This is a genomic window from Microbacterium sp. SYP-A9085 (assembly GCF_009649635.1).
GTDB lineage: Bacteria > Actinomycetota > Actinomycetes > Actinomycetales > Microbacteriaceae > Microbacterium.
On the sequence record NZ_WJII01000004.1, the window covers coordinates 38,503 to 56,834 of the forward strand.

Below are 18,332 nucleotides of genomic sequence, written 5' to 3' on the forward strand. Positions count from 1 at the left end.
GGACTGTGCGAGGCGCCGGGTGTGAACGCGTCCGGCGCCACAGCGGTGGCGTGACAATGATCCTGGACCACGACTGACATCCCGCTCGGAACGAGAGACAAGGAAGCAGACCATGGCCACGAACCCCTATGCGCAGTTCAACGACGCCGTCATTGCCGAGTTCCGCGCCACCGGCGGCACCGTCGCCCGGTTCGGGCGGAGCCTTGTCCTGCTGCACCACACCGGCGCGAAGACCGGCACGGCACGGGTCACCCCGGTGATGGGCATCCGCGACGGGAACAGCTGGCTCATCGCAGCATCCAAGGCCGGGGCCGACGACAACCCGGCCTGGTACCACAACCTCGTCGCCCACCCGGACATCCAGATTGAAACACCCGACGACGGCACGCTGCAGGTCCATGTCGCCGATCTGACCGGACCGGAACGAGACGCGGCCTGGGCGAAGTTCACCGCAGCCAGCCCGGGATTCCGTTCATACGAGGGCCGCACCGCGCGGAAGATCCCCGTCCTCCGTCTCACGCCCGCGTCAATCCCGCGCCCAGGAGATCCGAACAGGAGCCGATGATGGCTTTCACCACACCCGATGGCACCTACGGGATCACCATGAAACCGAACCGGGCCATGAAGTGGTTCATGGCCCGGCAGGTCACAGTGATCCGCAAGGGCAAGCAGACGAAGATGATGGGCATCCCGGTCCTCGTGCTGGTCACGATGGGCCGCACGTCGGGGAAGACGTACGAGACGCCGGTGGGCTACTGGGTGCAGCACGGCGGGTCCTGGTTGGTGTGCGCGTCGGCGGGGGGCGCGGCGAAGAACCCCGCCTGGTACCGGAACCTCGCCGCTGCACCCGACGATGCGCGCATCGTCCTCGCCGGCGAGGAAATCCCCGTCGCCGCACAAGAGCTTCACGGCGCCGAACGGGACTCTGCATGGCGGCAGATCACACAGGCAGCTCCCCGGTTCGCGGGCTATACGAAGAAGACCGACCGCGTGCTCCCGGTCATCCGCCTCACGAGGCGCACGGCCTGAAGAAGGGCGTGAAAACGCTGGGGGCGGAAAATGTGCCGGTGGTGGGAGTCGAACCCACACGCCCTCGCGGGCAACCGAGTTTGAGTCGGTCGCGTCTGCCATTCCGCCACACCGGCGCACTTGGAGTCGAGCCTATCGCAGGCCAGCGGGAGCCAGCGGCGTTCCCCATGTCGCAGAACAGGTGGGTCACGCACCTGTGAAGCCGCCTTTTGTGAGACCCCGCCGAGGGATGTCGCACAAGTTGCGACGCGACGGCGCCTCATCCCGCATCTTCTGCGACCCGGCCGACGGCGCGCACCCACCCACCCACCTACCTACCCACCCACAGCGTCCCCACCGCCGCCCCCCGCCGGCCGCCCCACCGCACGCCGCGGAACGGCGATACCGTAGGATCGAAAGGTGACTGAGCAGGAACAGAACTCCGGGTCCGCATCCGCACCGCGTCGCGTCGTGGTCGCCGAGGACGAATCGCTCATCCGCCTCGACATCGTCGAGATCCTCCGCGACAACGGGTTCGACGTGGTCGGTGAAGCCGGCGACGGGGAGACCGCGGTCGCCCTTGCCACCGAGCTGCGGCCCGACCTGGTCATCATGGACGTCAAGATGCCGCAGCTGGACGGCATCTCCGCCGCAGAGCGGCTGAGCAAGAACCACATCGCCCCCGTCGTCCTGCTCACCGCGTTCAGCCAGAAGGAGCTCGTCGAGCGCGCAAGCGAAGCCGGCGCCCTGGCCTACGTGGTCAAGCCGTTCACCCCGAACGACCTGCTGCCGGCGATCGAGATCGCCCTGGCCCGGCACGAGCAGATCATCACGCTCGAGGCCGAGGTGCAGGACATGGTCGAGCGCTTCGAGACCCGCAAGCTCGTCGACCGCGCCAAGGGCCTGCTCAACGAGAAGATGGGCCTCACCGAGCCGGAGGCGTTCCGCTGGATCCAGAAGGCGTCAATGGACCGGCGCCTGACGATGCAGGATGTCGCCAAGGCGATCATCGAGCAGCTCGCGCCGAAGAAGGGCTGAGCGCCGCGCGGATCAGGACCGCGCTCGCTCGGTGATCATGTTCGTGATCCGCACCGTCGAGCACCGGCGGCCGTGATCATCGGAGATGACGATCTCGTGCACCGCGATCGTGCGGCCGAGGTGGATCGGCGTGCACACGCCGGTCACGAATCCGCTGCGCGCGGAGCGGGTGTGCGTCGCGTTGATGTCCACGCCCACCGCCAGCCGGCCGGGCCCCGCGTGCCAGTTCGCGTGCATCGACCCGAGCGATTCGCCCAGCACCACGTATGCGCCGCCGTGGAAGAGGCCCACCGGCTGCGTGTTGCCGGCCACCGGCATCCGGCCGACGCACTGCTGCGCGGTGAATGCGATCCACTCGAAGCCCATCTTCTCCGCGAGGGCACCCGTTCCCCGCGCCCGCGCCCACTCCAGCGGGTCGGCGGGACGGTCGTCCCACGACGGTGCGGACGGCTCGGCGGACATGGCTCTCCCCTCACCGGCGGCGACGGGGGATGTCGACGCCGCTGACTAGGCTGACAGGGTGACGGACTCCGCAAAGCCTACCCTTCTGGTCGTCGACGGACATTCGCTGGCATATCGCGCGTTCTACGCGCTTCCGGTGGAGAACTTCTCCACGAAGGACGGGCAGCACACGAACGGCATCTACGGGTTCCTGTCGATGCTCGTGAACCTGATCAAGGCGGAGAAGCCGACGCACATGGCGGTGGCGTTCGACACGTCCCGGGTCTCCTTCCGCACCCGCGAGTACCCCGAGTACAAGGCCACCCGGTCCGAGACGCCCGCCGAGTTCCGCGGCCAGATCCCGCTGCTGCAGGACTGCCTGGCCGCGATGAGCATCCCGGTGCTGACGAAGGAGGATGTCGAGGCCGATGACATCCTCGCCACCCTCGCCGCGCAGGGCGCCGACCTCGGCTACGACGTCCTGGTGTGCTCCGGCGACCGCGACAGCATCCAGCTCGTGACCGACCGCGTGACGCTTCTGTACCCGAGCGTCCAGGGCGTCTCGCAGCTCAAACGCTACGACCCCGCCGCGGTGCGCGAGAAATACGGCGTCGAACCCGAGCAGTACCCCGACATCGCCGCCCTCGTCGGCGAGACCAGCGACAACCTTCCCGGCGTGCCGAAGGTCGGGGAGAAGACCGCCGTGAAGTGGCTCGGCCAGTTCGGCACGCTCGAGGCGCTCCTCGAGAACGCGCACACGATCAAGGGCGTCGTCGGCGGGAATCTGCGCGACCACGTCGAGGACGTGCGCCGCAACCGTCGCCTGAACCGGCTGCTGCGGGATGTCGAACTCCCGCTCGGGCCCGCCGAGCTCGAGGTCAAGCCGATCGACGCGGAGGCGGTGCGCGATATCTTCTCCCGGCTGGAGTTCCGCACGCTGCTGCCGCGCGTGTTCGAGGCGACCGGCGCGCTGGAGACCGCCGATGCGGATGCGCCGATCGTCGCCGCACCGGTGGCCGTGCAGCTGGATGCCGCGGGCCTGGCCGGGTGGCTCGCCGCGGCATCCGGAGAGGTCGGCGTCACCGTCGTCGTCCAGGGGGGCAGACCGCACCGGCTGGGCCTGGCCACCGCCGACACGGCGGCCGAGGCGACCTGGTCGGACGACGTCGCCGCAGCAGTCGCCCCCTGGCTCGCCGCGGACGCACCGAAGGTCTTCAGCGACGCGAAACCGCAGGTGAAGGCGCTCATCCGCGCCGGCGCCCCGGTCGCGGGGCTCGCGTACGACGTCATCCTCGCGGGATGGCTGGACCGGCCGAGCTTTCCCGACAAGACGCTCGGCGACCTCGTCGGGCGCTACCTCGACGAGCGGCTGCCCGAAGCCGACCCCACCCAGCTCGTCCCCGAGACCGAAGGGGCTACCCCCGGACAGCTGTCCTGGTACACGCTGCGCGTCGCCGCGACCCAGCGCGAGCGGCTGCCGGCCACCGTCGCGACGGTCCTCGCCGACATCGAGCTGCCGACCCTCGCGGCACTGGCCGACATGGAGCTGGCCGGCGTCGCCGTGTCGCACGACAAGCTCACCGCGTACTCCGCCGAGCTGGGCGTGCGCGCCGACGCGCTCGCCCAGGACGCGTACGCAGCGATCGGCCGCGAGGTCAACCTCGGGTCCCCGAAGCAGCTGCAGGAAGTGCTGTTCGACGAGCTCGCCCTGCCGAAGACACGCAAGACGAAGACCGGGTACTCGACGGACGCCGGCGCCCTGACGACGCTGCAGGAGACGCATCCGCACCCGTTCCTCGACCTCCTCCTCCAGCACCGCGAGGCCACGAAGCTGCGCCAGATCATCGAGTCGCTGGATGTCGCGATCGGCGCCGACCGCCGCATCCACACCACATATCTGCAGACCGGCAGCCAGACCGGCCGCCTGTCCAGCACCGACCCGAACCTGCAGAACATCCCGATCCGTACGGACGAGAGCCATCGGATCCGGTCGGCGTTCGAGGTCGGGGCGGGATACGAGAGCCTCCTCACTGCGGACTACTCGCAGATCGAGATGCGCATCATGGCGCACCTGTCGGAGGACCCCGGGCTCGTGGAGGCGTTCCGCACCGGGGAGGACCTGCACCGGTTCGTGGGCGCCCGCGTGTTCGGTGTCGAGCCCGCCGAGGTGACCCCGTTCATGCGCACGAAGGTCAAGGCGATGTCGTACGGGCTCGTGTACGGGCTGAGCGCCTTTGGGCTGTCCAAGCAGCTGCGCATCGAGCAGGCCGAGGCGAAGCAGCTGATGACCGAGTACTTCGCGAGGTTCGGCGCGGTGCGCGACTATCTGCGCTCGTCCGTCGAGAAGGCCCGCATCGACGGGTTCACCGAGACGATCTTCGGCCGGCGCAGGCCGTTCCCGGACCTGACCAGCCCGAATCGCGTGCTGCGCGAGAACTCGGAGCGGGCGGCGCTGAACGCCCCGATCCAGGGCAGCGCCGCCGACATCATGAAGATCGCCCTGTTCCGCATCCACCAGCAGTTCCGCGAGGAGTCGCTGGCGTCCCGGATCCTGCTGCAGATCCACGACGAGCTCGTCGTCGAGGTCGCGCCGGGGGAGTGGGATGCCGCGGTGCGCATCGTCCGCGCCCGGATGGGGGATGCCGCGGACCTGTCCGTCCCGCTGGATGTGCAGATCGGCCGCGGTGGCGATTGGGATCAGGCGGGACACTGAGAGAATGGCGGCCATGACCGGTTCCGAACGCACCCCGACCCCGGTGGACACGATCGCCGAGGCATGGGTCGACGACATCGCAGAGCTGTACCCGACCGTCGCGACGTACATCGGGCGCGACGAGTACAACGACCGCTACGGCGACTACTCGCCGGCGGGCGCCGACGCCGCGCGCGACCGCGCACGCGCGCGGCTGCGGGAGCTGAGCGCCGCCGTCCCCGTGGACCGGATCGACGAGGTCACAAAAGAGGACCTCAGCCGGGAGCTCGAACTCGAGCTCGAACTCCACGACGCGAACGTGCACCTGCGCGCCCTGAACGTGATCGAGTCGCCGGCGCAGGAGATCCGCAATGTGCTGGACCTCATGCCCACCGCGACGGCGCAGGACTGGGAGACGATCGCCGCGCGGCTGACGGTGCTGCCCGCCGCCGTCGACGGGTACATCGAGACCCTGCGCACCGGCATCGACGCGGGCGTCGTGCCCGCGCGCCGCCAGGTCGCCGAAGTGATCACGCAGATCGGCCGGTACAGTGCCGACGACGGGTTCTTCGCCACGTTCGTCGGCGACGCGGCGCCCGCGGAGGGCCAGCTGCCGGCATCCCTCGCCCGCTCCCTGTCTGATGCCGCCGGCGGCGCCCGGGTCGCGTACGACCGGCTCGCGGAGTTCCTCGGCAGCGAGCTGGCGCCCGCCGCCACCGACCAGGACGGTGTCGGCCGGGACCTGTACACGCTGTTCTCCCGGCAGTTCCTCGGCGCTGCCGTCGACCTGGACGAGACGTACGAGTGGGGGCTCGAGGAACTGGCCCGGATGGTGGCCGAGCAGGAATCCGTCGCCCGCGAGATCAGGGCCGGCGCCTCGGTCGACGAGGCCATCGCCTTCCTGGAGACGGACCCGTCCCGGCGACTGCACGGCACCGAGGCTCTGCAGCGGTGGATGCAGGCCACGGCCGACCGGGCCGTCGCGGACCTCGCCGCCACGCACTTCGACATCCCGGAGCCGGTGCGCCGCATCGAGTGCATGATCGCGCCCACGCAGGAGGGCGGCATCTACTACACCGGCCCCACCGACGACTTCTCGCGGCCCGGCCGGATGTGGTGGTCGGTCCCGGAGGGCGTCGAGGACTTCGACACGTGGCGCGAGCTGACCACCGTGTATCACGAGGGCGTGCCCGGCCACCACCTGCAGATAGCGCAGGCCGTGTACAACCGGGGACAGCTGAACTCGTGGCGCCGCCTGCTCGCAGGCACCTCCGGACACGCCGAGGGCTGGGCGCTGTACGCGGAGCGGCTGATGGAGCAGCTCGGCTACCTGCAGGACCCCGCGGACCGGCTCGGGATGCTGGACGGTCAGCGGATGCGCGCCGCGCGCGTCGTGCTCGACATCGGCGTGCACCTGGGCAAGCCGCGCCCGGCGGCATGGGCGCACCTGGGGGACGGGGGATCCACCTGGGATGCGGGCTTCGCGCTCGAGTTCATGCGGCACAACGTGAACATGCCGGACGCGTTCGTGCAGTTCGAGGTGAACCGGTATCTCGGGTGGCCGGGCCAGGCGCCGTCCTACAAGGTCGGCCAGCGGATCTGGGAGCAGCTGCGCGACGAGTACCGTGCCTCCCGTGGCGACGCGTTCGACATCAAGGAGTTCCACCGCACGGCCCTGGACCTCGGCGGTGTCGGCCTGGACACACTGCGGCACGCGCTGCTGCGCGACCGGTAGCCGCGCGGAGCGGTCATCCCGCGTCGAGGATCCGGGCGATCTCCTCGTCCGTGGTCTCGTGGAAGTGGTCGTAGAACGCGCCCACGGCCCAGAACTGTGCGGCGGGGTGCGCGCAGACGTAGTCGTCCGCGGCATCCGGATCCGGCCACCAGTCCGACGGCGCGACGGGAACGGCGAGGATGACCCTGGCCGCGCCCGCCGCACGGATCGCCCGGCCCGCGGTGTTCGCCGTCGCGCCGGTGGCGATCCCGTCGTCGACGAGCAGCACCGTCCGCCCGGCGACATCCGGGGCCCCGACGATCGCGGTACGCCGCCGGAGCACGTCGCGCTCACGTCGCTCGACGGCGGCGAGGGCCGCGGCGGAGGTGCGGCTCGCGCGGCGGATGCGTTCGTCCACGGTGCGCACGCCGTCGGCGATCGCGCCGAGCGCGAACTCCTCATGGCCGGGCACGCCGAGCTTGCGCACCGCGACGGCGGTCAGCGGAAGCTCGAGCGCGCGCGCCACCGCTGCGGCCACGACGACCCCGCCGCGGGCGATCCCGGCGACCACGGCGTCAGTGCCGCGCCACCGTGCCAGGCGCGCGGCCAGGACCCTGCCGGCATCGGCGCGGTCTGTGAACAGCGCCATAGCGCCACCTTATGCCGCCGGGCGGGCGGCGGCGCCGGTCGTAGGCTGTGACAGTGACATCCTCTGTGCGGTACGTGGCCATCGGCGACTCGTTCACGGAGGGGGTGGGCGACGAGCTGCCGGACGGCCGTCCCCGAGGGTGGGCGGATCTTGTGGCGCAGGGCTGGGCGGATGCACTGGGCGAGCCCATAGCGTACGCGAACCTCGCTATCCGCGGCCGGCTGATCGAGCCGATCGTGGCCGGGCAGCTCGAGCCGGCGCTCGCCCTGAAACCCACGCATCTCTCGTTCAACGGGGGCGGGAACGACATGCTGCGCCCGCGCACGTCGATCGCGCACGTCGCGGACCTCTTCTCGACGGTGCTGCGCCGGTGCGACGAGGAGGGCGTCATCCTCATCGCCCTGTCCGGCGCGAACCCGTCGCGCCAGCTTCCGCTGGGCCGCGTCGTGCAGCGGCGCGGCGACCTTCTGGCGGCGGCCGTGGAGGAGCGCCTGCACACCCGGCCCGACGTCGTCACCGCCTGGAACTGGCCGGACGTCGAGCTCGGGTCGCCGGGGTACTGGTCCGAGGACCGTCTGCACATGAACGCGCGGGGTCATCATCGGGTGGCGGCCCGGGTGCTCGGCGCGCTCGGCCACGAAGCCCCGCCCGAGTGGTGGTCACTCCCGGCATCCGACGTCGTCCGCATCGGGGGAGCGGCGTACTACCGCGCGCACGTCCTGCCCTGGGTGCGACGACGCCTGACCGGCACCTCGTCCGGTGACGGGCACGCCGCGAAGTACGCGCGGTGGGAGACGATAGCGCCCGTGGGCTGACGGTCAGGGTCGCGGCGACCGCCGCCGACGCGGCTGGTCCATGCCGAGCAGGACACGGGTGCGGCGCCGCTCCAGGACGATGAAGAAGGAACCGATCACCCACAGCGGCACGAGCGTCAGCGCGGCGACGCGGAACGCCTCGAGGGAGTAGGTCTCCGGCGTCCCCGCGCCCTGCAGGTCGAGGGCCGCCCCGATCAGGAAGATGGCGACCAGGCTCGAGATGAACCCGCCGGTGTTCGTGATGCCGGTCGCGGTGCTCAGGCGATGCGTGGGGTTGTGCGTACGGGCATGGTCGAACGCGATCATCGAGGCCGGCCCGCCGATGCCCATCGCCACGGCGAGCGTGAACAGGAGCCACAGCGGCGCGGGGCCGGGCCAGGCGATCACGGCGAGCCACGCGACCATCTGGAACGCGATCGACGGGAGCACGAGCGCGCGGGACCGGTGATTAGGCATCCGCCCGGACAGGGTTCCCATGATGGGTCCGACGACCATGCCGACGACGATGTACACGGTCGTGACCAGCGTCGCCTGGGCGGCGGAGAGGCCTTCACCGGCGGTCAGGAACGGGATGCCCCACAGCATGATGAACGCGGTGCCCGCGAACGGTGTGGTGAAGTGCGACCAGAATGCGAGACGGGTGCCGGGGTGCGAGAGTGTGGCGCGCACGCCGATGCGGGTATCGACGGTGGAGGTGACGACGCGGATGGCGCCGGTGTCGGTGTTCACCGACACGTCGGCGGGCACTCCCGGCGGGCGGTTTCGCACCGTCACGACCAGCAGGATCGAGAACAGCACGCAGAGGCCGGCGAGGGAGCCGAACGCAACGGTCCAGGTCGTCGCGTGGACGAGCGCCGCGAGGGGCGCGATAGCGGCCAGCTGTCCGGACATGCCGACGAGTCCGGTGAGCTGGACCATGAGTGACGCGCGTTGTGCGGGGAACCAGGTGGCCACGACCCGCAGGACGCTCGGGAACACCGCGGCGTCGCCGGCGCCAAGAAGCATGCGCGCCACGATCGCTATCCCGACGTTGGGGGAGAGGGCCATCACGAGCTGGCCGAACGCCATCACCGTCATTCCGGCCACGATGACGGGCCGCGTCCCCATCCGGTCCAGGAGCACACCGATCGGCAACTGCATGGCCCCGTACACCGCGAGCTGCAGCACCGCGAACATCGACAGCGTGGAAGCATCCGCGTTGAAGCGGTGAGCCGCGTCCACGCCCACTGCCGCGAGTGAGGTGCGGTTCGTCACCGACAGCACGTAGGCCGCCACCGCTACGCCCCAGATCAGCCAGGCGCGCCACGGTGGCGCGGGGGACAGAGCAGTGGGCACCGGAATTCCGTTCGAGCGAGACAGCAGCCTCCAGCGTAGTCGGGGGCTCGGGGCGTGCCCGTCGGGCGCGCCCCGGTTATCGCCAAAACAGGCGATGCGGCCAGAACAGGCGGTTCACACCCATGATCGGCCTGTTCTCGCCGCATCGCCTGTTCTCGAGACCGGCTCGACTCGAACTGACATAATGGGCATTATCGGTGCTGGAATCGGGCTGTGATCACATCGCAGGACAATCGGCGGCGACGGCAGCGACACGCCGCGCGCGGCATCCCGCACGCACAATCGTCCTGCGGGATGAACGCCGAGCGGCGCCGACAGCGTCACGCCCCGACGTACGCCGCGAGGTGCTGGCCGGTCAGCGTCGAGCGGTCGGCGACGAGCTGCGCCGGCGTGCCCTCGAACACGACGCGGCCGCCGTCGTGGCCGGCGCCGGGACCGAGATCGATGATCCAGTCCGCGTGCGCCATGATCGCCTGGTGATGCTCGATCACGATCACGGTCTTGCCCGAATCCACGAGCCGATCCAGCAGCCCCAGGAGGTTCTCGACATCCGCGAGATGCAGGCCCGAGCTCGGCTCGTCCAGCACGTACACGTCTCCGCCCTCGGCCATCTGCGTGGCCAGCTTTATCCGCTGCCGTTCCCCGCCGGACAGCGTCGACAGCGGCTGCCCCAGCGTCAGGTATCCGAGACCGACATCCGCCAGCCGGTCCAGGATCTTTGCAACAGGCGGGATCGCCGCCTCCCCCGTCGCGAAGAAGCGCTGCGCATCGGCCACCGGCAGGTCGAGGGCCTCCGTGATGTCCTTGCCCGCGAGCGTGTAGTCCAGCACCGCCGCCTGGAACCGCTTCCCGCCGCAGTCCTCGCACGGCGTCTCCACCGTATCCATGAAACCCAGCTGGGTGACGATCACGCCGGATCCCTTGCAGGACAGGCACGCGCCCTCCGAGTTCGCGCTGAACAGCGACGGCTTGACGCCGTTCGCCTTCGCGAACGCCTTGCGGATCGGCTCCAGCATCCCCGTGTACGTGGCCGGATTGCTGCGACGCGAGCCCCGGATCGCCCCCTGATCCACCGAGATCACCCCGTCGCGGCCGATCACGGAGCCCTGGATCAGCGAGCTCTTGCCGGAGCCGGCGACGCCGGTCAGCACCGTCAGCACGCCGAGCGGGATGTCGACGTCCACGTCCCGCAGGTTGTGCGTCGCCGCTCCCCGCACCGGGATGGCGCCGGATGCCTCGCGCACCGTGTCCTTGAGCGCCGCGCGGTCGTCGAAGTGCCGGCCGGTAACGGTGCCGCTTGCCCGCAGCCCGTCGACGGTGCCCTCGAAGCAGATCTCGCCGCCGGTGCGACCGGCGCCGGGGCCGATGTCGACGACGTGATCGGCGATCACGATGGTCTCGGGCTTGTGCTCCACGACCAGCACCGTGTTCCCCTTGTCGCGCAGTTGCATCAGGAGCGTGTTCATGCGCTGGATGTCGTGCGGGTGCAGCCCTATCGTCGGCTCGTCGAACACGTACGTCACATCGGTCAGCGACGACCCGAGGTGTCGCAGCAGCTTGATCCGCTGCGACTCCCCGCCGCTGAGTGTCCCGGACGGACGGTCCAGGCTCAGATATCCGAGGCCCAGCGTGACGAAGGCGTCGAGGTTGGCGCTGAGCCCGTCCAGCAGCGGCCCCGCCTGCGGCTTGTCCAGCCCGCGCACCCACGCGGCCAGGTCGGTGACCTGCATCCGGCACGCATCCGCGATGCTCACGCCGTCGATCATCGAGGACCGCGCCCCCGCGGTGAGCCGCGTGCCGTCGCACTCCGGGCACACCGTGAACGTCGCCGCGCGCTCTACGAACCGTCGCACGTGCGGCTGCAGCGCATCCAGATCCTTCGACAACATCGACTTCGTGATCTTGGGAATGAGCCCCTCGTACGTCATGTTGATGTTCTGGATCCGCACCTTCGTCGGCAGGCTGTACAGGAAAGCGTGCCGCTGCTTCTGCGTGAAGCTGGAGATGGGCCGGTCCGCGGGATAGAACCCCGACTCGGCGAATCCGCGCACCATCCATCCGTCCGGGGTGTACCCCGGGACGAGGATGGCCCCCTCGTTCAGCGACAGTGACTCGTCCACCACCGCGGCCAGGTCGATGTCGGACACCTGGCCCCGTCCCTCGCAGCGCGGGCACATACCGCCGAGATAGACCTCGTTGCGGACGATCCGCTTCTCCCCCTTCGCCGAGGTCATGATCCCGCTGGCTTTCTGAGTCGGGATGTTGAACGAGAACGCGGTCGGTCCCCCGATGTACGGCTCCCCCAGCCGGGAGAAGAGGATGCGCAGCATGGCATTGGCATCCGTGACCGTGCCCACGGTCGACCGGGGGTTCGCACCCAGACGCTCCTGATCGACGATGATCGCGGTGGTCAGACCCTCCAGCACATCGACGTCCGGGCGGGACAGCGACGGCATGAACCCCTGCACGAACGCGCTGTAGGTCTCGTTGATCATCCGCTGCGACTCCGCGGCGATCGTCGCGAACACCAGCGAGCTCTTCCCCGACCCGGACACGCCGGTGAACACCGTCAGGCGGCGCTTGGGCAGATCGATGTCGACACCCTTGAGGTTGTTCTCACGGGCGCCGCGGACGCGAATGGCGTCATGGCTGTCGGCGGCAATCATGGGCTCCAGCGTATACGGGAGACGATGCCCCTCCCCTGGTCAGACCCCGTTTTGCGAGCCCCGCCCGGTCGCGTGCCGGCGTAGACCGCGCACTCGCGCGGGGCTACCCTGTGCCGCAGGCAGTTGCCTCACGAAAGGACGCGTCATGTCCACGGAAACGTCACCCCTCGGCCGCTTCGCCACGAACGGAATCCGCACCGCGCTCGGCCTCAGCGGCCTGATCGGGCTCATCGTCGGCATCCTGATTCTCATCTGGCCCGGCAAGACCGCCGTCGTGATGACGGCGATCATCGCCATCTACGCCGTCGTCGGCGGGCTCGTCTACCTCGGTCTCGGCATCTTCTCCAAGACGATGCGCGGCTGGGCGCGCATCGGCCACATCATCCTCGGCGCCATCTACGTCGCGGCGGGCGTGATAGCGTTCGCCAACCTCACGCGCACAGCCGTGTTCCTCGCCGCGTTCCTCGGGATCCTCGTCGGCATCATGTGGATCGTCGAGGGCGTCGTCGCGCTGACCACGCTCGCCGGGGCGCGGTCGAAGGGGTGGACGGCGTTCTTCGCCATCCTCAGCATCGCCGCCGGCATCGTCCTGCTGTTGTCGCCGTTGTGGGGCGCCGTGGTGCTGTGGTGGCTGCTCGGGATCTCGCTGGTCGTCCTGGGCATCCTGCAGATTGCCCGCGCGTTCTCGTTCGGGACCACCACGGCCTGACTGAGCCGGAAAACAGCCCCGGTCAGGCGATGAACGAGGACGTGTCGCCCACGAGCCGGAGGTGCTCGGCGGGCACCGGCTCGACAGCGGCCTGCGCCACCTCGGCCGCGAACTCGGCGACGTTGTAGAGACGCCCCGCCGCCTCACGGCGTGAGGCGATGGCATCCGGGTTCAGCCGGTTCAGCAGCGTGGCCGTGATGGTGCCCTCGATCATGTCGCCGGAGACCACGACGAAGTCGATGCCGCGCTCCGTCAGCGCCGGGATCTTCTCGCGCAGAGCGTCCTCCCCCGCCCGCTTGGACAGTGCGACGGCTTCGTACTCGGGCATCGTCGGCGTCGTGCGGATGAAGTGCGCCTGGTGGCTGGTCACGAACACCACGCGGGAACCGGCCGGCATCAGCGGCATCGCGGCTTCGAGGACGCGCACCTGCGCGTCGCGGTTCAGCAGCAGCGCGTAGTCCTCCGCCATCCCAGCCTCCATGCCGCCGGAGGCATTCAATACGAGCACGTCCAGCCCGCCGAACGCCTCGGCCACCTCGGCGAACATGGCGTCGACGGACGCCTGATCGGTGAGGTCTGCGGCGATCGGCACGGCGCGCACGCCGAGCTCGCCCAGCTGGGTGGCCAGCTTCTGCGCCCGCGGGGCCTTGTTGCGGTAGTTGATGACGACGTCTGCGCCGGCCTCGGCGAAGTAGCGGACGGTGTCGGCGCCGATGCCGCGGGACGAGCCGGTCACAAGCGCGGTCTTGCCCCGCAGGGCGTCGACGGGGAGGGTCTGGGACACGGGAGCTCCTGAGTTCGGACGTGGATGTCTCCCCGTGCGCTGCCGCACACTCGGGGCCTTTCGACCTTACCAATCCCGCCCGTCGGGCACCGTGCGCAAAGCGCTGCCGCCGGTGCCCGCATGCTAGGTTCAGAGCACACTCGACGGCATCCAGGGAGGCGGAGTGGAACTCATCGCGGGGATCGAGCAGTTCGCGTGGATCGGCTGGATCGCGCTGATCGCGATCTTCCTGGTGATCGAGATGCTGACGCTCGACTTCACGTTCCTGATGCTCGGGATCGGCGGACTCGCCGGCCTCATCTCCGACCTTTTCGGCGCACCCTTGTGGGCCCAGGTCGTGGTGGCCGCGGTCGTCGCGGTCCTTCTGATCTTCGTGCTGCGTCCCCCGCTGCTGCAGCGGCTGCGCCGCGGCGAGGACCCCACCCCGTCGAACGTGGCCGCCCTCATCGGCATGGGCGGGCGCGTGCTGTCCACCGTCACCCGGCTGGGCGGCATCGTGAAGCTGGACAATGGCGAGACCTGGACCGCGCGCACTGCCGACCCCGAGGACATCCCGCCGCAGCTGCTCGTGCGCGTTGTTCGCATCGACGGCGCGACCGCCTTCGTCCACTTCGTTCCGCAGGAGGAGCAGTCATGACCCCCGAGGAGATCCTCCCCACCGCGATCGGCTGGCTGCTGGCGATAGCCATCGTCATCTTCGTCCTGGTCGTGATCGTCCGCGCCATCCGGATCATCCCGCAGGCCTCCGCCGGCGTCGTCGAGCGGCTGGGCCGGTACCACAAGACGCTCGAGCCGGGTCTGAACCTGCTGGTGCCCTTCATCGACCGCCTGCGTCCGCTGATCGACATGCGCGAGCAGGTCGTCTCGTTCCCGCCGCAGCCGGTGATCACCGAGGACAACCTCGTGGTGTCGATCGACACCGTGGTCTACTTCCAGGTCACGGATGCCCGCGCCGCGACATATGAGATCGCGAACTACCTCGGTGCTGTCGAGCAGTTGACCACCACGACGCTGCGCAACGTGGTCGGCGGGCTGAACCTGGAGCAGGCGCTGACCAGCCGTGACGAGATCAACAGCAAGCTGCGGATAGTGCTGGACGAGGCGACCGGCAAGTGGGGCATCCGCGTGTCTCGCGTCGAGCTGAAGGCCATCGACCCGCCGGTGTCGATCCAGGACTCGATGGAGAAGCAGATGCGCGCCGAGCGCGACCGGCGGGCGGCGATCCTCACCGCCGAGGGCTCCAAGCAGTCGCAGATCCTCGAGGCCGAAGGGCGCCGGCAGGCGGCGATCCTGCAGGCGGAGGGCGACAAGCAGGCGCAGGTGCTGCGCGCCGAGGGCGAGGCGCAGGCGATCCAGAAGGTGTTCACCTCGATCCACGAGGGCAATGCCGACGACAAGCTGCTGGCCTACCAGTACCTGCTGACGCTGCCGAAGATCGCCGACAGCGCGTCCAGCAAGCTGTGGATCATCCCCAGCGAGTTCACGGACGCCCTGAAGGGCCTCACCGGCGCGTTCGGCGGCGTGATGGGCGGCGCGGCATCCGGACGTCCCGCGCACCCCGCGCACGAGGCCGGCCCGGACACGCCGCTCACACCGCCCACCCCGTGACCCATCCCTGGTTCACCGCCGCCGCGACGCCCCGCGTGCTCGCGCATCGCGGACTGGTGACCCGGGATGTCGCCGCACACGGCATCGCCGAGAACTCGTTCGCGGCGATAGCTCAAGCACAGAGCGCGGGCGCGGTCTACGTCGAGTCCGACTGCCACCTCACGGCGGACGGCACGGTGGTGCTGTTCCACGACGACAGCCTCCTGCGCGTCACCGGCGACCCGCGACGGATCGCCGAGGTCACGGTGCACGAGCTCGAGGACGTGATGGGCGACCGCGGCGGCCTTGCCACGCTCGCGCAGGCGCTCGACGCGTTCCCGTCGGTGTTGTTCAACGTCGACGTGAAGGCGGATGCCGCGGCAGAGCCCGCCGGCCGGATCGTCGCATCGTATGCCGACCGGGTCCTGCTCACGAGCTTCTCCGACCGGCGCCGGCGGACGGCACTGGCGGCGGCCGCCGCGGAGGGCGGCACCCCCGCGACATCCGCCGGCACTGCCACCATCACGCGGACTCTGACTGCCGTGTCCACATCGTCGCGCCGCCTCGAGGCGCGGGCGCTGAGCGGCGTCGACGCGCTGCAGATCCCCGAGCGTCACCGCGGCGTGCGGATCCTCTCCCGGCGGCTGCTGGACGCCGCGCACCGCAACGGCGTCGAGGTCCACGTCTGGACCGTCAACAACCCCGACGACATGACGCGGCTGCTCGATATGGGCGTGGACGGACTTGTCACCGACCGCGCAGACGCGGCCCTGGCACTGGTCGACACGCGCGGGAACGCCGGGCGCTGAGCATCCGCTGTGAAACCCTTCGCATCCCGCTCCGTTCGGATGATGCGCACAGGTCGCCACGTTATACCTGGGTAGCGACGAGAGGACCACACAATGGCAGACCGGAGCCTGCGCGGCATCCGACTCGGCGCCCAGAGCCTACAGAGCGAAGAGGGCGTCATTTTCCATGAGCGCATGCAGAAGACGTACGCGTGCACCGAGTGCAAGCGCGACACGACCCTGACATTCGCGGCCGACGCCGACGTGCCCCAGACGTGGGAGTGCCGCACGTGCGGCGCCGAAGCGGTCCTGCGGGTCGGCGAGGGCACGGTGACGGTCGACCACAGTGACCAGAAGGCGCCTCGCACGCACTGGGACATGCTGCTGGAGCGCCGCACGATTCCCGAGCTCGAGGAGCTCCTCGAGGAGCGTCTCGCCTACATCCGCTCCCGTCGGGGCGCGGACGGCGAGTCGGCGAAGCTCACCGCCTGACCTTCACGGCGTTTCCACGATGCCGGTCCCGTCGGGGCCGGCATCGCCGGCGTCTGCGCGGTATCGCCGCCGAGAGCGCACCAGCACGCCGACGGCGGCAAGGGCGACGGCGCTCCCCCAGCCGAGGATCCACGACAGGACGGGGCCGATCGTCACGGCGGGCGTCAGCCCGGTGCGCACCGGGACGTCCTCGAGAAGGGCACCCGGCCTGTCCGCGGCGAGACCGGCGATCTCGGTGCCGTCCGGGGCGATGATCTGGCTGGTGCCCACGGTGGAGATGTTCACCACGGAGCGGCCGGTCTCGATGGCCCGCATCCGCGCGAACGCCAGCTGCTGCAGGTTCTCGTCGGTGCCGCGGAAGTCGGCGTTGTTCGTCTGGAACATGTACACCTCGGCGCCGCCGCGGGCGCCGTCCCAGATCACGTCGTCATAGATGACGTCGAAGCAGATGGCCAGCCCCACACCCACGCCGTGCACGTCGAACACCGGCGGCTTCACGCCCGGCGTGTACTCGCGCTGGATGAGGTCGATCAGGTCCGGGGCGAAGAACCTGTACACGGCCCGGTCCGGGACGTATTCCCCGAACGGCACGGGATGTCGCTTGTCGTACACCGCGACGGGGTTGGCCTTGCCTGCCTGCCACAGCAGCGCAGAGTTGAAGAGGTCCGCGCCGCGTTCGGTGATGGCGCTCACGAGCAGCGGCGCGCGCAGCCGGCCGGACAGGCCGTCCAGGACCGCAGCCGTCGTGTCGTCGCGCAGCGGGTCGGAGTCGATGCCGCCCTCCGGCCACAGCAGGACGTCCATCCGCTCGTTCAGGATGGGCGCCGTCGCCGCGAGCTGCGCATCCAGCACCGCACCGGGGGTGCGCTGGTCGAAGTAGCCGGTGGGCCCGTTGCCCTGGACCGCGCCGACGCGGATCGAGCCGGCGGGCGTCGTGGGGAACTGCGGCAGCAGAAGCAGCACAGCGGCGGCCGCGACGACGGGGACCGCCGCGCGCAGATCGTGCAGCCGGCGGAGCCGGACGTACTCGATCCCCGCCGCGCAGACGAACACGACGAGGAACGTGAGGCCGTTCATTCCGCCCCAGGATGCGACCTGCGCGGCCGGTCCGTCCACCTGCGTCACCCCGACGCGCCCCCACGGGAACCCGCCGTACGGGAACGTCCCCAGCACTTCTTCCCGCATCGTCCACAGCCCGGCGACGAGCGCCGGAAGCAGGACAAGCCGGCCGACCGCTCCGGGTGCCAGCCTCGGCAGCCATCGGTACGCCCATGCGAGGGGTGGGGCCAGCGCTGCGGTGAGCAGCGCCTCCAGCATCGACAGCGCGAGCCACGGCACCGGACCGAGATAGCGGGCGGTGAACGAGACGTTGACGAGGAAGAAGACCATGCCGAACACGAAACCGACCAGGACCGCACCCCACCCGCCGCGCCCAATGAGACAGATCAGGGCGAGCGGGACGGCGAGGAACGCCATCGGCCACCAGCCGAGCGCCGGGAACGCGAGGGTCAGCACGAATCCCGCGACGGCGGCCGCGAACGTCGCCATGCCCAGTGGCAGCAGCGGCGGCGGGCATGGCAGGGCACGGCGTTCGGGCACCGCTCCAGCCTAGGT

The 18,332-nt window shown here is 70.0% G+C and carries 17 protein-coding genes and 1 tRNA gene; 11 read left to right on the plus strand and 7 right to left on the minus strand.

Annotation, left to right across the window (positions count from 1 at the left end):
• Window positions 1-112 precede the first annotated feature (112 nt).
• The gene (locus GH740_RS09280; RefSeq protein WP_153745851.1) at window positions 113-565 is read left to right on the plus strand and encodes a nitroreductase/quinone reductase family protein; all 453 of its coding nucleotides are present in this window, start codon (window positions 113-115) and stop codon (window positions 563-565) included.
• The gene (locus tag GH740_RS09285) at window positions 565-1,029 is read left to right on the plus strand and encodes a nitroreductase/quinone reductase family protein (protein ID WP_153745852.1); all 465 of its coding nucleotides are present in this window, start codon (window positions 565-567) and stop codon (window positions 1,027-1,029) included. The genes GH740_RS09280 and GH740_RS09285 overlap by 1 nt, the downstream gene beginning before the upstream one ends.
• 33 nt (window positions 1,030-1,062) lie before the next feature.
• Here GH740_RS09285 and GH740_RS09290 read toward each other — a convergent pair.
• Window positions 1,063-1,145, minus strand: a tRNA-Leu gene (locus GH740_RS09290).
• A 283-nt stretch (window positions 1,146-1,428) separates the two neighbouring features.
• Between GH740_RS09290 and GH740_RS09295 the strand changes: the two genes are divergently transcribed.
• Window positions 1,429-2,046, plus strand: a complete 618-nt coding sequence (locus tag GH740_RS09295) for an ANTAR domain-containing response regulator (RefSeq protein ID WP_367641285.1) — start codon at window positions 1,429-1,431, stop codon at window positions 2,044-2,046.
• Window positions 2,047-2,058: 12 nt separating this feature from the next.
• Here the strand turns inward: GH740_RS09295 and GH740_RS09300 are convergent, their stop codons facing one another.
• Entirely contained in the window at window positions 2,059-2,508 is a 450-nt protein-coding gene (locus GH740_RS09300; protein WP_153745853.1) for a PaaI family thioesterase, read from the minus strand.
• Window positions 2,509-2,566: 58 nt separating this feature from the next.
• On the opposite strand from GH740_RS09300, the gene polA reads away from it, so the two are divergent.
• Window positions 2,567-5,200: a DNA polymerase I gene (gene polA, locus GH740_RS09305; RefSeq protein ID WP_367641287.1), complete on the plus strand. Its 2,634-nt coding sequence runs from the start codon at window positions 2,567-2,569 to the stop codon at window positions 5,198-5,200.
• Window positions 5,201-5,213: 13 nt separating this feature from the next.
• Window positions 5,214-6,914, plus strand: coding sequence for a DUF885 domain-containing protein (locus tag GH740_RS09310; protein WP_153745854.1), 1,701 nt, complete (start codon window positions 5,214-5,216; stop codon window positions 6,912-6,914).
• A gap of 13 nt (window positions 6,915-6,927) precedes the next feature.
• Here GH740_RS09310 and GH740_RS09315 read toward each other — a convergent pair whose 3' ends face one another.
• A complete protein-coding gene (locus tag GH740_RS09315; protein WP_153745855.1) occupies window positions 6,928-7,542 on the minus strand; it encodes a phosphoribosyltransferase family protein in 615 nt (204 codons plus the stop codon).
• A gap of 53 nt (window positions 7,543-7,595) precedes the next feature.
• Between GH740_RS09315 and GH740_RS09320 the strand changes: the two genes are divergently transcribed.
• Window positions 7,596-8,357, plus strand: a complete 762-nt coding sequence (locus GH740_RS09320; RefSeq protein ID WP_367641290.1) for an SGNH/GDSL hydrolase family protein — start codon at window positions 7,596-7,598, stop codon at window positions 8,355-8,357.
• 3 nt (window positions 8,358-8,360) lie between these two features.
• Here the strand turns inward: GH740_RS09320 and GH740_RS09325 are convergent, their stop codons facing one another.
• Entirely contained in the window at window positions 8,361-9,692 is a 1,332-nt protein-coding gene (locus tag GH740_RS09325; protein ID WP_367641292.1) for a nitrate/nitrite transporter, read from the minus strand.
• Window positions 9,693-10,012: 320 nt separating this feature from the next.
• Window positions 10,013-12,358 carry an excinuclease ABC subunit UvrA gene (locus GH740_RS09330; RefSeq protein ID WP_153745856.1) on the minus strand — a complete coding sequence of 782 codons (2,346 nt, stop codon included), beginning with the start codon at window positions 12,356-12,358 and terminating at the stop codon, window positions 10,013-10,015.
• 145 nt (window positions 12,359-12,503) lie between these two features.
• Between GH740_RS09330 and GH740_RS09335 the strand changes: the two genes are divergently transcribed.
• Window positions 12,504-13,067, plus strand: coding sequence for an HdeD family acid-resistance protein (locus GH740_RS09335; RefSeq protein ID WP_153745857.1), 564 nt, complete (start codon window positions 12,504-12,506; stop codon window positions 13,065-13,067).
• A 22-nt stretch (window positions 13,068-13,089) separates the two neighbouring features.
• Here the strand turns inward: GH740_RS09335 and GH740_RS09340 are convergent, their stop codons facing one another.
• Window positions 13,090-13,851 carry an SDR family oxidoreductase gene (locus GH740_RS09340; RefSeq protein ID WP_367641295.1) on the minus strand — a complete coding sequence of 254 codons (762 nt, stop codon included), beginning with the start codon at window positions 13,849-13,851 and terminating at the stop codon, window positions 13,090-13,092.
• Window positions 13,852-14,014: 163 nt separating this feature from the next.
• Here GH740_RS09340 and GH740_RS09345 point away from each other — a divergent pair, with 163 nt between their 5' ends.
• From GH740_RS09345 to GH740_RS09360, 4 genes are all read left to right on the plus strand, one after another.
• Window positions 14,015-14,488: an NfeD family protein gene (locus GH740_RS09345; RefSeq protein ID WP_367641296.1), complete on the plus strand. Its 474-nt coding sequence runs from the start codon at window positions 14,015-14,017 to the stop codon at window positions 14,486-14,488.
• Window positions 14,485-15,459: an SPFH domain-containing protein gene (locus GH740_RS09350; RefSeq protein ID WP_153745858.1), complete on the plus strand. Its 975-nt coding sequence runs from the start codon at window positions 14,485-14,487 to the stop codon at window positions 15,457-15,459. Before GH740_RS09345 ends, GH740_RS09350 begins: the two co-directional genes overlap by 4 nt.
• The gene (locus tag GH740_RS09355; protein WP_367641299.1) at window positions 15,456-16,247 is read left to right on the plus strand and encodes a glycerophosphodiester phosphodiesterase family protein; all 792 of its coding nucleotides are present in this window, start codon (window positions 15,456-15,458) and stop codon (window positions 16,245-16,247) included. Before GH740_RS09350 ends, GH740_RS09355 begins: the two co-directional genes overlap by 4 nt.
• Window positions 16,248-16,340: 93 nt before the next feature.
• A complete protein-coding gene (locus GH740_RS09360) occupies window positions 16,341-16,718 on the plus strand; it encodes an RNA polymerase-binding protein RbpA (protein ID WP_153745859.1) in 378 nt (125 codons plus the stop codon).
• A 3-nt stretch (window positions 16,719-16,721) separates the two neighbouring features.
• Here GH740_RS09360 and lnt read toward each other — a convergent pair whose 3' ends face one another.
• Window positions 16,722-18,317, minus strand: a complete 1,596-nt coding sequence (gene lnt, locus GH740_RS09365) for an apolipoprotein N-acyltransferase (protein ID WP_367641301.1) — start codon at window positions 18,315-18,317, stop codon at window positions 16,722-16,724.
• Window positions 18,318-18,332: the final 15 nt, after the last annotated feature.